This window comes from Mesorhizobium sp. WSM4830 (assembly GCF_055811495.1).
Genome location: NZ_JBVVQI010000011.1, coordinates 61675 through 75313, shown reverse-complemented (window position 1 = coordinate 75313; position 13639 = coordinate 61675). Strand labels below are relative to the sequence as shown.

The following is a 13639-nucleotide window of genomic DNA, read 5'->3' as shown; positions in this document are numbered from 1 at the left end:
ATCAGGACATGACCGAGAAACTCGTTATCATCGGCAACGGCATGGCCCCCGGGCGCATGCTGGAGCACCTCCTGGAAAAGGCGCCTGGGCGCTACCAGGTCACCATCTTCAACGCCGAGCCGCGCGTGAACTACGACCGCATCATGCTGTCGCCGGTTCTGTCGGGCGAAAAGGCCTATGAGGAGATCATCATCCATGGCGACGGCTGGTACATCAAGCACGGCATCACCCTCTACAAGGGCCACAAGATCGTCGCCATCGACCGGCAGGCAAAGACCGTCACCTCCGATCATGGCGTGACCGAGCCCTACGACAAGCTCGTCATCGCCACCGGCTCGGTGCCGTTTATCATTCCGGTGCCCGGCCATGACCTGCCGGGCGTGCTCACTTATCGCGATCTGGACGACGTCCGGGCGATGATGGTTGCCGCCCAGTCACGGGCCAAGGCCGTGGTCATCGGCGGTGGCCTGCTCGGGCTCGAGGCAGCAGCGGGCTTGAACGCGCAAGGTATGGACGTCACCGTGCTGCACGTCATGCCGACGCTGATGGAGCGTCAGCTCGATCCGGCCGCCGGCTATCTCCTGCAGCGCGCAGTCGAGCAGCGCGGCATCAAGGTCATCACCAAAGCCAACACCCAGGCGATCACCGGCAACGGCAAGGTCGAGCGGGTGGAGCTTGCCGACGGCACCATCATCCCGGCGACGCTTGTCGTCATGGCGGTAGGCATCAGGCCGAATGCGGCGCTGGCCAAGGAAGCCGGCATTGCGGTCAATCGCGGCATCGTCGTCGACGCCGGCATGCGCAGCAACGATCCCGACATCTATGCAATCGGCGAATGCGCCGAGGTCAACGGCCAGGTCTACGGGCTAGTCGCGCCGCTCTACGAGATGGCGCGCGTCGCCGCCAGCCATCTGGCCGGCAATGAGGCGGCGGCTTTCGTCCACATGGACACGCCGACCAAGCTCAAGGTCACCGGCATCGAGCTGTTCTCGCTCGGCGACTTCGCCGAGGGCGAGGATCGCCAGGAGATCGTGCTGCGCGATGCCGCAGCCGGCGTTTACAAGCGCCTGGTGCTCAAGGACGACCGCATCATCGGCACCGTGCTCTATGGCGAGACAGCGGACGGCGCCTGGTTCAACGACCTCAAGAAGAAGCAGACCGACATATCCGAGATGCGTGACACGCTCATCTTCGGCCAGTCCTACCAGGGAGGCGCCCCCCTGGACCCTATGGCGGCCGTTGCAGCCTTGCCGGATGATGCGGAAATCTGCGGTTGCAACGGCGTATGCAAGGGAAAGATCACCGGCGCGATCACGGCCAAGGGCCTTACCTCGCTCGACGACGTGCGCGCCCACACCAAGGCGTCCGCGTCCTGCGGCTCCTGCACCGGGTTGGTCGAAAAGCTGATGGTGCTGACCATCGGCGACAAATACAACCCCGCGGCGGTCCAGCCGATGTGCAGCTGCACCACGCTCGGCCATGATGAGGTCCGCCGGCTGATCAAGGCCAAGGGCCTGAAGACCATTCCCGCCGTTATGCAGGAGCTGGAGTGGAAAACCTCCTGCGGCTGCGCCAAATGCCGGCCGGCGCTCAACTATTATCTCGTCTGCGACTGGCCCGACGAATACGCCGACGATTACCAGTCGCGCTTCATCAACGAGCGCGTCCACGCCAACATCCAGAAGGACGGCACCTACTCGGTGGTGCCGCGCATGTGGGGGGGCGTCACCAACGCCGCCGAATTACGCGCCATCGCCGACGTCGTCGACAAGTTCGAGATCCCGATGGTCAAGGTCACCGGCGGCCAGCGCATCGACATGCTCGGCATCCGCAAGGAAGACCTGCCGGCGGTATGGGCCGATCTCGGCCAGGCTGGCTTCGTCTCCGGCCACGCCTATGCCAAGGGACTGCGCACGGTGAAGACCTGCGTCGGCTCGGACTGGTGCCGCTTCGGCACGCAGGATTCGACCGGCTTGGGCATCCGCATCGAAAAATTCATGTGGGGCTCGTGGACCCCGGCCAAGGTCAAGATGGCGGTCTCGGGCTGCCCGAGGAACTGCGCCGAGGCGACCTGCAAGGATGTCGGCGTGATCTGCGTCGACAGTGGCTACGAGATCCACTTCGCCGGCGCCGCTGGCCTCGACATCAAGGGGACCGAAGTGCTCGGCCTGGTCAAGACCGAGGACGAGGCGCTGGAGCATATCGTCGCGCTGACGCAGATGTATCGCGAGCAGGGCCGCTATCTCGAGCGTATCTACAAATGGGCCAAGCGCGTCGGCATCGCCGAGATCAAGCGCCAGATCATGGACGATGGCGAGAAGCGCAAGGCCTATTTCGAGCGCTTCCTCTTCAGCCAGAAATTCGCGCAGGTCGACCCCTGGTCGGAGCGCGTCTCCGGCAAGGACAAGCATGAATTCCGGCCGATGGCTTCGGTGGGATTTGCCGAGGCGGCGGAGTGATGGAGATGTCTGCGCGAGGCGCCCCCCTCTGGCCTGCCGGCCATCTCCCCCTCAAGTGGGGAGATTTGCTGTCGCAAATGCTTTCGCCACTCTCCAACGTTGCAGACTGGGCGGTGCCCGCGAAACTGCCAATCTCCCCCCTTGAGGGGGAGATGTCCGGCAGGACAGAGGGGGGTGCCTTGGCGCGTTCCTATCAAGCAAAGGCAGCCCAATGAACTGGATCGCTATCGGCACGCTCTCCGACATCCCCCGCCGTGGTGCGCGCTGCGTCGACACCCCTCAGGGAAAAATCGCCGTCTTCCGCACGGCGGACGACCAGGTCTATGCCATCGATGACCATTGCCCGCACAAGGGTGGGCCGCTCAGCCAGGGTATCGTCCATGACGCTGCGGTGACCTGTCCCTTGCACAATTGGGTGATCTCGCTGGAAACCGGCAAGGCGCTCGGCACCGACGAAGGTAGCGTGCGCACGATTCCGGTGAAGGTCGAGGGCGAGCGGCTGTTCATTGCGCTGGACGCGCTGGCCAGCCGCGCGGCGTGAACCATGCGGATTGATGAAGCGCGCGAGGTGAGGACCACCTGCCCCTATTGCGGGGTGGGTTGCGGCGTGCTGGCGAAGGTCGCCGCGGACGGTGAAATAACCGTTCGTGGCGACCCGGACCACCCGGCGAATTTCGGCCGGCTCTGCTCCAAAGGCTCGGCGCTGGCCGAGACCATCAACCTCGACGGCAGGCTGCTTCATCCGGAGATCCACGGTCGCCGCGCCGACTGGGACGAAGCGCTCGATCTTGTCGCTTCGACCTTCTCGCAAACCATAGCCGAGCACGGCCCCGGTTCGGTCGCCTTTTATGTTTCCGGCCAGTTGCTGACCGAGGACTATTACGTCGCCAACAAGCTGATGAAGGGCTTCATCGGCTCGGCCAATATCGACACCAATTCGCGCCTGTGCATGGCCTCGTCGGTCGCCGGCCACCGTCGCGCCTTTGGCTCGGACACCGTTCCGGGAAATTACGAGGATCTGGAACTTGCCGACCTGATCGTGCTGGTCGGCTCCAATCTCGCCTGGTGCCATCCGGTGCTCTACCAGCGCATTGCCGCCGCCCGGGAAAAGCGGCCCGAGTTGAAGGTGGTGCTGATCGACCCACGCCGCACTATGACATCGGATATCGCGGACATGCATCTGGCGATCGCGCCCGATGGCGACGTCGCTTTGTTCACCGGCCTGCTCGCCTATCTCGGCCAGCACAACGCGCTGGACCGCACCTATATCACGGCGCACACGACCGGCTTCGGGCAAGCGCTTTTCGCTGCCTCGGCGCTCGACCCTGCCGGCATCGCGGCGGCCACGGGTCTCAGTGAGGACGAACTGGCCCGCTTCTACAGCCTGTTTGCCGCGACGGCGAAGACGGTGACCGTCTACAGCCAGGGCGTGAACCAGTCGTCTTCGGGCACCGACAAGGTCAACGCCATCATCAACTGCCATCTGGCCACCGGCCGCATCGGCAAGCCCGGCGCCGGGCCGTTTTCGGTGACCGGTCAGCCCAACGCCATGGGCGGCCGCGAGGTCGGCGGCATGGCCAACATGCTGGCTGCCCACATGGAGATCGAAAACCCCGAGCACCGTAATCGCGTGCAGCGCTTCTGGAATGCCCCAACGGTCGCCGAAAAACCCGGCCTGAAAGCGGTCGAGATGTTCCAAGCGGTGGCCGACGGACGCATCAAGGCGCTGTGGATCATGGCCACCAATCCGGTCGATTCGATGCCGGATGCCGATGCCGTCGAAGCGGCGATCAAGGCCTGCCCGTTTGTCGTGGTGTCGGACGTGCTGCGCGAGACCGACACGGTCCGCCACGCCCATGTCCGGCTGCCGGCCACCGCATGGGGCGAAAAGGATGGCACCGTCACCAATTCGGAGCGCCGCATCTCGCGCCAGCGGGCTTTCTTGGCCACGCCCGGCGAGGCAAGGCCAGATTGGTGGATCATCGCTGAGGTCGCCAAGCGGATGGGGTTTGGCGAGGCGTTTTCGCATGTGTCGCCGGCCGACATCTTCGCCGAGCATGCCGCGTTGTCGGGTTTCGAGAATGACGGCGCGCGCGATTTTAATATAGGCGCGTATGCCGGGATTGATGCAGGGACCTATGAGAAGTTGGCGCCATTCCAATGGCCAGCGCCGGCCTCACCCTCCCCCTTGAGGGGAGGGTCGGCACGCGCGTTGAGCGAAGCGAAACAAGCGGGACGGGGTGGGGTCGGTGAAGCCTACGAGGTGGAGCCCGGTCGTGCCGACCCCCTCTGGCCTGCCGGCCATCTCCCCCTCGAGGGGGGAGATCCGCCGCCACCACGGCCTTCACCAATTTCCAGCGTTCCAGCGGCAAAACTGCCAATCTCCCCCGTTGAGGGGGAGATGGCCGGCAGGCCAGAGGGGGGTGTTTGGCGCCAGCCGGAGGACAAAAGTACCCGCTTCTTCGCCAACGGCAACTTCTACACGCCCGACGGCAAGGCACGCTTCATTGCCATCCGCCCAACCGTCGAAACCCGCACCAACCCGGACTATCCGCTGATACTCAACACCGGGCGCGTGCGCGATCACTGGCACACCATGACGCGCACGGGAAAAAGCCCGCGCTTGTCGCAGCACATGGCCGAACCGTTCGTCGAAATCCATCCGGCGGATGCGCAGCACTACGGCATCGGCGATGCCGATATCGTGCGCGTCTCAACCGCGTATGGCGAGGTGCTGGTCCGCGCGTTGGTGACGGTGCGCCAACGCCAAGGCTCTGTGTTCGTACCGATGCACTGGACCGATCAGTTCTCCGCCCGCGCGCGCGTCGATGCATTGGTCGCGCCGACGACCGACGCGAGTTCAGGCCAGCCGGCCTCGAAGAATGTTGCCGCCCGCATCGAGCGGTTCGCCGCCACTGCCTTCGGCTTCGCCGTGCTTGCCGAACGGCCCGCATCCATCGACGCCGATTACTGGGGCCTCGCCCGCTGCCCCGCCGGCTGGCGGCTTGAAATTGCGCTGCAGGACAGCCGCGACTGGACCGCGTTTGCCGCCTCCCTGTTAGGCATGGAAGGCGAGACGCTCGCCTATCACGACATCGCCGGCGGGCACCATCGCTTCGCCCGTTTCGCGGGCAGTCGGCTGGTCGGCGCGCTCTATCTTGCGCCTACTCCGGTAGCGGTGTCGCGCGGCTGGGCGGTCGAACAACTGGATGCCGACCATGCCGATCGGCAGGCGCGGTTGGCGATTGTCGCCGGCAGGCCTGGTGGCAAGAGCGTCGATCGCGGCGCCATCGTCTGCGCCTGTTTCGGGGTCGGTGCCAACCAGATCGCGGAAGCGGTGCGCGGCGGCTGCACCAGCGTTGCGGCAATCGGCGCCGCCCTTCACGCCGGCACCAATTGCGGCTCCTGCCGCGCCGAGATCAAGACCATTATCGACGGGCGGCGTCTGCAAGCTGCGGAGTGATGCGCCGAGGAACTCTGCCGCGCCTCCGCATGATGCTTACTAGCAATTTACAAACCATGGGCTACCAACGTTCTGACTTCGATTCGTTCGGAACGGGAGCCCTATGAGCAAAGCCCTGACCTCATTCGCACTTGCCGCCGTGCTGACGGCCTTGCTGATGGCGCTCAGCCTGGCGGTGGCCAGGCATGGCTATCCCTATGGCGCGATCGGCGCCAAGCGCCTGAGCGACGTCGCCGATGCGGCGGCGTTCATTCCGCTCGCGGCGGTGTATTTTTTCAGCGCACTGCTGATGATGGTTCTGCCGATCAGGCTCGCTGGCATCGTCCTGACACATGCCGCCGATGCGATCTTCTGGACGGTCATCGTGTTGTTTGCGGTCATCGTTGGATGTCTCGCCGCGAGATTTGCTTTCGGTCAGCGCGATGTGCTCTCGACACTGCTGAACTGGCGGCTCCTGTTTGTCGCAGCCGTCGTCGGATGCCATCTCTTCATCAACGAGCTGCGCCGCAACATCCTGTTGAGAAGCCTGTTCTTCGTCGTCTTCGCTGCGGCGACACTGGCCTGCCTGTTTTGGTCCTTCAGCGTCTGAGTATGTGCGACCGTCGGGCGGACGGCTTAATTCTTGTCGACCGGCTTTGAGCGCATTCGCGAAACGGTCTCACGCTCGGCCCGCTTCGAACGCATCGGTGGCAGGCCGCGGTCGACCAAGTCCATGTCTTCCAGCACCATGTCGCCCATCCGCTTGAAGGCGACGTCGAGCGCACCGGCCCTATGGGCGGAGCGCAGGAACCCCGGCAATGTGCGGACCGGGTGATCCTGGGCCAGCGGCTCCTCAGGAAAAACATCGCTGGCGGCGACGATATGGCCGCTGCGGACAGCATCCATCAGTGCCGGGAAATCTACCACGCCGGCTCGGCTGAGCAGGATGAAAGCGGCTCCCTTGCGCATCCTGGCAAATGCCTCCGCACCGAGGAAACCCTGGTTTTCGCTGGTCACCGAAGCGACGACGAAGACGAAATCGCTGTTCGACAGAACGTCGTCGAGAGAGGCCGGCTCGACGCCGTTTTCGATCAGGATCGACGGCGGCAGCCACGGGTCGAAGACTTTTGTCCACGTGCGAAAGCCCGACAGCAGCCGGTTGAGCGCACGGCCAAGATCGCCGAAGCCGATAATGCCGACATCCGCACCGGAAAGAAGCCGCGCCGTCTGGTTGCCGTCGCCGCCCCACAGCTCCTTGCCCTGACGAAATGCAAGATCGGCGTCGACGATGCCGCGGGCGAGGTTGAGCGCCATGGCGAGGCCGAGCTCGGCCACCGGTTCGGCAAACACCAGGCCGGTGGTGACGACATGGATGCCGCGCGAAAACAGCGTCTCGTAGGGCATGTTGTTGATGAGGTTGCTCTCGACATTGAAGATGCAGCGCAGCGCCTTCATTTTTTCCAGCGTCTCCGGCGCGATCGGTGGCTGGCCGACGATGTAGCGGGTCTCGGCAAGGATATCCGCCGGCAGCGCCGCCACCCCATCGGGCGACGTTTCGACAATGCGGTATTTCGATCGAAATTTCGCCAGCGCAGCCGGCGTGAAGATCAGGTCGAGTGTCCGCGGTTCGGGTGCGCTGATCACCAGCGGCAAGGCGCTGTCGGACATGATACTTCCTCCCGTGCGATCCGCGTCGCACCACACTAGAATCGTCTTTTCCCGCCCCCGACACCTATCACATGCCGGTCGAGGAGGAGAAGTTTGCCTTCTTCGGCCTTGCGGTGTGGCGGTCGGTGGTCCAGATAGACGGCGATCGAAGGACGACAAGGAAGACAGTGACATGATCCCGTTTCGAAAGAACCTCATCGATGGCGAGTGGGTAGGCGATGCCGGCTCCCGCAACATCAACCCGTCCAATCTCGACGACGTGGTCGGCGAATATGCGTCGGGGGACGCCGAGCAGGCCCGGCAGGCCATCGCGGCGGCGAAAGCAGCATTTCCGGCATGGTCCCGATCGGGCCTGCTGGCACGCCATGCTGTGCTGAGGAAGGCGTCGGACGAGATCACCGCGCGGAAAGATGAAATCGGCCGGGCGTTGGCGCGCGAGGAAGGCAAGACGCTGGTCGAGGGCATCGGCGAGACTGTGCGGGCTGCACAGATATTCGACTTCTTCGCCGGCGAGACGCTGCGTCTGTCGGGCGAGCTGGTGCCGAGCGTACGGCCCGGCGTCGGCGTCGAGATCACCCGGGAGGCGGTCGGCGTCGTCGGCATCATCACGCCGTGGAATTTCCCGATCGCCATTCCGGCCTGGAAAATCGCTCCGGCGCTGGCCTACGGCAACACCATCGTCTTCAAGCCGGCGGAACTCGTTCCGGAGAGCGCCTGGACCATTGTCGACATCCTGCACCGCGCCGGGCTGCCCAAGGGCGTGCTCAACCTGGTGATGGGCAAGGGTTCGGTCGTCGGCCAGGCCATGCTCGACAGTCCTGACCTCAACGCCATCACCTTCACCGGCTCGGTCGGCACCGGCAAGCGCGTCGCCGCCGCCAGCGTCGAGCACATGCGCAAGTTCCAGCTCGAAATGGGCGGCAAGAACCCGCTTGTCGTGCTCGACGATGCCGACCTTGCCGTCGCCGTCGATTGCGCCATCAACGGTGCCTACTTCTCGACCGGCCAGCGCTGCACGGCCTCGTCCCGCCTGGTGGTGACGGACGGCATCCATGACCGCTTTGTCGAGGCGCTCAAGGACCGCATGGCCAAGCTGGTCGTCGGCGACGCTCTCGATGCGAAGACCCAGATCGGACCGGTTGTCGACCAGAGCCAGCTCAAACAGGACGAAGACTATATCGCCATCGGACGTCAGGAAGGTGCCGACCTCGCTTTCGGCGGTGAGCGGCTCGATCGCGAAACCCGCGGCTTCTATTTGCAGCCGGCGCTGTTCACCGAAACCACCAACGCCATGCGCATCTCGCGCGAGGAGATTTTCGGACCGGTCGCCAACGTCATCCGCGTCAAGGATTATGACGAGGCGCTGACGGTGGCCAATGACACGCCGTTCGGCCTGACCTCCGGCATTTGCACCTCGAGCCTCAAGCATGCCACGCACTTCAAGCGCAATTCGGAAGCCGGCATGGTCATGGTCAACCTGCCGACGGCGGGCGTCGACTTCCACGTGCCTTTCGGCGGGCGCAAGGGATCGAGCTACGGCCCGCGCGAGCAGGGCCGCTATGCCGCAGAGTTCTACACCACGGTGAAGACCGCTTACACGTTTGCCGGCTAAGAAAAGGCGGCAGACCAGCCAGGCAGGCGAGCAAATCGATGACATCTGAGAATACCGACCTGACCTGGCTCAATCCGCCGCCGCACCACGCCTTCGGCAACGATACGGTGCAAGTGCGGACCGGCAAGGAGACCGACTTCTGGCGCGAGACGTTCTACGGCTTCTGGCGTGACAATGGCCATTTCCTCTATCGTGAGGTCGAGGGCGATTTCAGCGCCGAAGTCACGGTCAAGGGGCAGTATGAGGTGCTTTACGACCAAGCCGGCCTTATGGTCCGCCTGAGCGAGACGCACTGGATCAAGGCCGGCATCGAATACACCGACGGGCTGATGTATTTTTCCGTCGTCGTCACCAACGATGCCTCCGACTGGTCGCTGGGTAGCATTCCCGCCGACCCCGACGGGGTCAGAATCCGCCTGACCCGCCATGCCGAGACGATCCGCGTCCAGTATCTGGACGCGTCCGACAAGCACTGGAAACCGGTGCGGCTTGCTTATTTCCCGCCGTCGAAAACGGTCGATGTCGGCATGATGTGCTGTTCGCCGCAGCGCGAGGGCTTCGAGGTGACGTTCAGCGATTTTTCGATCGGCCCGCCGATCTCGCGAGAGCTTCACGACTGAGGCGCCGCGATGCGGTCGGGCGGTTTGCGTCGGGCCGGCCTCAGTAGGTCGCCCGGCCGCCGGAGACGTCGAAGACGGCAGCCGTCGTGAACGAGCATTCCTCGGACGCGATCCAGCAAATCAGCGCCGCCACCTCCTCGACCTCGCCGAACCGTGCCATCGGTATTTTGGACAGCATGAAGTCGATGTGCTGCTGGCTCATCTGCTGGAAGATCGCGGTGCGCACGGCCGCGGGCGTGACGCAGTTCACCGTCACCTTGGTCTTGGCCAGTTCCTTGCCGAGCGATTTGGTCATGCCGATCACCGCCGCCTTGGAGGTGCTGTAAGCCGAGGCGTTCGGGTTACCTTCCTTGCCGGCAATCGAGGCGATGTTGACGATCCTGCCGTAATTGCGTTCGAGCATATGCGGGACCAGCGCCTTGTTGCAGAAGAAGACGCCGTTGATGTTGATGTCGATGACCCGGCGCCAATCCTCCACCGAATACTCCCAGGTCGTCATGTTCGGTCCGGTGATGGCAGCGCTGGTGACAAGGACATCGACTGCGCCAAGCGCTTCGATCGTCTCTCCGGCGGCGGCTTCGACCGCTATGGGGTCGGCGACGTCTAAGGTGACGCTGTGCAGGCCTGGAAGAATGGCCTTGGCCTGCTCGATCTGAGCCGCATCGCGATCCCAGACCGAAACACGTCCGCCTTCGCCGGTGATCCTTTGCGCGACGGCCAGGCCGATGCCTGAGGCGCCGCCGGTGATAACAGCAGATCGTCCGGCAAATCGTCCTGCGAAACTCATCGGCATGTGGTCTTCCTCCCAATCGGCGGCGAATGTGCAGTCAACGGCGGACAAGTTCAAGCGCGGACTTGCAGCGTCAGAACAGCTTGTGATGGGCCAGCACCAGGCAATTGGACGGCACCGCCTCCTGGCCAAAATCGTCTCGTCCGGTATTGCGGAGAACGGCTGGAACGACTTGGCCGGCTGGCATCCGGGTGACAGGCGGCGCTGGATGGGTTATATTGCACTGCACAATGCGAGCGCCTGCAGGCGAGGCTCCCATCGATCCGACGAATCGGCCCATGAGCGGTCCATGAAATCGGCATTGAGCTGCAAGGACGGAAAACCGCTACCGAGATGAAGATTCCAAAATCTCTGTTGATTGATCCGGACAAGAACACGGTCTATGGCAGCTTTGCCGTTGCCGTCTCGATCTGGGCGTTCTCCTACTCGACCATTTTCGGCCAGGCCATGATCCTGGCCTACTATGCAGTCTGGCTGCCGCTCATCCTGGTCGACTATCGGAAGATATTAAGGCACGCTTCCAGCGCCTGGCTTCCGCTGGCCTTTGCAACCTATGTCTGCTTCTCGGTGTTCTGGTCGGCGTCTCCCGGCACCACGGCAAGGACGGCCGTCCAATATTGCTCCCATATCGCCTGCGCCTACATTGCCGCGCGCACCGTCAGCGTCCGGACTTTGACCATAGGCGCCCTGATCGGGATTTTCGTCGTCCTGCTCTACTCGCTCAAGGTCGCGAGTTATTCCTACGACGTTCTCGATGGGACGTATAATTTCGTCGGCGCGTTCAGCTCCAAGAACCAGATCGGCTTTGTCGCATCGCTTGGCATCTATTTCTGCGTTGTCTACCTCGCCTTTCTCAGGCGCGGCCGGATAAGCTTTTTGCTGATCGTACCGATTGTCCTTCTATCGGGCTATCTGCTGGTGGTGTCGCATTCGGCAACTTCGATGGCATCGACCCCGGCGGTTCTCGCTCTGGTCGCCCTGCTTTCCATCGGCAAGCTGCTTTCGCTCCGCCATCGCCGGGTGATTTTCATGATCGGTGCGGGCGGGCTGGTCGCCTGCACCGTGATTGCGCTGAATCTCGGGCTGATGGACTTTGTCCTTGGCCTTTTCGGCAAGGATTCGACGCTCACCGGACGAACCTACCTCTGGCAACAGGGCTGGAATGCCGCGCAGCAATCGCCCATCCTCGGCGTCGGCTACGCGGCCTATTGGGTGCAGGGCTTCTCCGAGGCCGAGCGGCTGTGGAACGAATTCTACATCGCCGCGCGAAGCGGCTTCCACTTCCACAACACCTACATCGAGACCTTGGTGGAACTCGGCTTCGTCGGCGCGACACTGCTTTCGCTGATCATCCTGCGCACGCTCTGGGGTCACGTCTCGGCGCTGATATTCAGGACATGGCAAGCCGACTCCGTGATTCTTGCCGGCGTCATGGTGCTTCTGTTCATCCGCTCCTTCGTCGAGGTCGAGACCCTTAACCCCTACATCATGGGATCGTTTCTGCTGTACTACAGCTACTTCAAGCTGGTGAGGGTGCCGGCCGTCGCTCCTTCCCGGTGGAGCGCCGTGAACCACCTAAAGGAACCGGACGCCGTGCGAGGCTAGAGCGGGCGGATCCAGGCGGTTCCTGCCCGAAGGCCGCCTTGTTTTCTGATCTATAAGATACCAAACGCAAAAACCCCGCAGACCGCTGCCTGCGGGGTTGGTGCTTCGCTCCGGTGGAAAGAAGCTACTGGATGGCCAAGGGCGCCGGTTTGACCTTGATCACGTCCCCTGGCAGCACCGGTGTGTCTTCATCGGCGGTGATTTCGCTGGTCTTGCCGTCGACCACCCGCACCAGGGAAAATGACAAGGCCGCTGGTTCGTTATTGCCGTAGAATTGCGGCATGGGGCTGCCCGACAAGGCCTCGGACATCAAGGCCTTTTCCATATTCAGCTTCAGCGTCACCTCGTTGAGATCGGCTTCCGTCTGTTGCCGGTCGGTCGCGAGGCTGGAGTTCTGGGTGTTCTCGAGATCGATGGCGTCCTGGGTGGCCTTGCTGATCGACTGCTTGGCCGTGAGAATTGCCGTTTCGTAATCCAGGATCTGGCCTTCAAGGTCGGCGATGGTTTGCTGCGAGTTCAAAACCCGCGTGTTGACGACCAGGCCCTTTTGCGCCAGCGAGCCGATGCCGTTGAGCTGCTCCTTCGCCAGATCGACCTGCTTCTGCTGGTTGACGATCTTTTTCTGCAGCGAATCGATCTCGCTCTGCAGCAGCGCCTTCAAATCGTCGAGCGCCTGCAAGCGCAGCTTGAGTTTCTTCTGGTCGGCCGCCAGGATCGCCGTTTCATCGGCAACGATGCTGGGCAGTTTCGGATCGTCGGCTACCTCTTTCGGCACCGCGAATGTCGGCTTGTCCGCCAGTTCCGCTTCGACGCGGGCGCGCTTGACGGTCAGCCTGACCAATTGGTCTTGTAGTACGTCGAAATTGCCCTTGGCATTGATCAGGTCGCGGTCGAAGCGCTGCCCGCTCTCCGGGTTCCGCCGGGCTCCGCCGGCAATGCTCATCGCTTTCAGCACGGACAACCCAGGCACACAAGGGTACTGGCCGGGCGATTGCACCTCGCCAGAGATGTAGAATGGCCGGTACTGCGCCATTTCGACGGAAGCCTCCGGCTTGTCGGCCAGAGCGAGCTTGCGCTGCAGTGCCTCGCCGAGCGATGCCGCGATCTCCGAAGTCGTCTTGCCGGATGCGGGCATCTCGCCGACGAAGGGAACCGACAAGGTTCCAGCGGGGCCGACCGTGTATTCTCCATTGATGGCCGACCAGTCACGGAACGTGCCTTCGACGGTCTGCCATTCCGCCACGCGGATGGTCAGCTTGTCCTGTGCTCCAAGCCGATAGTCGTCGGCGAAGGCGAACTGTGGCAGGGCTAGCGACAGCGTCAAGCCGGTCGCCATTGTGAGGCAAGTCGTCAAAAGCCGTACTCGCCGCATGTGTCTGGAGAGAATGCCGGTGCAAAAGATATCGATTATATCTGCTTTCAACTGAGCGTTTCCGATCTGGT

At 63.1% G+C, this 13639-nt stretch carries 10 protein-coding genes; 7 read left to right on the top strand and 3 right to left on the bottom strand.

The annotated features are described in order from the left end of the window. The first annotated feature begins 8 nt into the window (after positions 1-8). The 4 genes from nirB to AC0L2Y_RS16060 all read left to right on the top strand — a co-directional run bounded on the left by nirB (position 9) and on the right by AC0L2Y_RS16060 (position 6511). Positions 9-2459, top strand: coding sequence for a nitrite reductase large subunit NirB (nirB, locus tag AC0L2Y_RS16075; RefSeq protein ID WP_473557643.1), 2451 nt, complete (start codon positions 9-11; stop codon positions 2457-2459). 211 nt (positions 2460-2670) lie between these two features. After that, on the top strand, positions 2671-3000 hold the full coding sequence (gene nirD, locus AC0L2Y_RS16070; protein WP_473557641.1) for a nitrite reductase small subunit NirD: 330 nt from the start codon (positions 2671-2673) through the stop codon (positions 2998-3000). A 3-nt stretch (positions 3001-3003) separates the two neighbouring features. Beyond that, on the top strand, positions 3004-5922 hold the full coding sequence (locus AC0L2Y_RS16065; RefSeq protein WP_473557638.1) for a nitrate reductase: 2919 nt from the start codon (positions 3004-3006) through the stop codon (positions 5920-5922). Between the two features lie 103 nt (positions 5923-6025). After that, entirely contained in the window at positions 6026-6511 is a 486-nt protein-coding gene (locus AC0L2Y_RS16060) for a hypothetical protein (RefSeq protein WP_473557636.1), read from the top strand. Positions 6512-6537: 26 nt separating this feature from the next. On the opposite strand, the gene AC0L2Y_RS16055 is transcribed toward AC0L2Y_RS16060, so the two are convergent. Then, positions 6538-7569, bottom strand: coding sequence for a hydroxyacid dehydrogenase (locus tag AC0L2Y_RS16055; RefSeq protein WP_473557633.1), 1032 nt, complete (start codon positions 7567-7569; stop codon positions 6538-6540). Positions 7570-7744: 175 nt separating this feature from the next. Here AC0L2Y_RS16055 and AC0L2Y_RS16050 point away from each other — a divergent pair, with 175 nt between their 5' ends. Together AC0L2Y_RS16050 and AC0L2Y_RS16045 are read left to right on the top strand one after the other, a co-directional pair. After that, positions 7745-9181, top strand: a complete 1437-nt coding sequence (locus AC0L2Y_RS16050) for an aldehyde dehydrogenase family protein (RefSeq protein ID WP_473557841.1) — start codon at positions 7745-7747, stop codon at positions 9179-9181. A gap of 38 nt (positions 9182-9219) precedes the next feature. Then, a complete protein-coding gene (locus AC0L2Y_RS16045) occupies positions 9220-9801 on the top strand; it encodes a DUF1349 domain-containing protein (protein ID WP_473557632.1) in 582 nt (193 codons plus the stop codon). 40 nt (positions 9802-9841) lie between these two features. Here AC0L2Y_RS16045 and AC0L2Y_RS16040 read toward each other — a convergent pair whose 3' ends face one another. Next, the gene (locus AC0L2Y_RS16040; RefSeq protein ID WP_473557630.1) at positions 9842-10594 is read right to left on the bottom strand and encodes an SDR family NAD(P)-dependent oxidoreductase; all 753 of its coding nucleotides are present in this window, start codon (positions 10592-10594) and stop codon (positions 9842-9844) included. Positions 10595-10924: 330 nt separating this feature from the next. Between AC0L2Y_RS16040 and AC0L2Y_RS16035 the strand changes: the two genes are divergently transcribed. Continuing rightward, positions 10925-12196, top strand: a complete 1272-nt coding sequence (locus AC0L2Y_RS16035) for an O-antigen ligase family protein (protein ID WP_473557627.1) — start codon at positions 10925-10927, stop codon at positions 12194-12196. A 124-nt stretch (positions 12197-12320) separates the two neighbouring features. Here AC0L2Y_RS16035 and AC0L2Y_RS16030 read toward each other — a convergent pair whose 3' ends face one another. After that, entirely contained in the window at positions 12321-13532 is a 1212-nt protein-coding gene (locus AC0L2Y_RS16030; RefSeq protein ID WP_292659420.1) for a polysaccharide biosynthesis/export family protein, read from the bottom strand. Positions 13533-13639 lie beyond the last annotated feature (107 nt).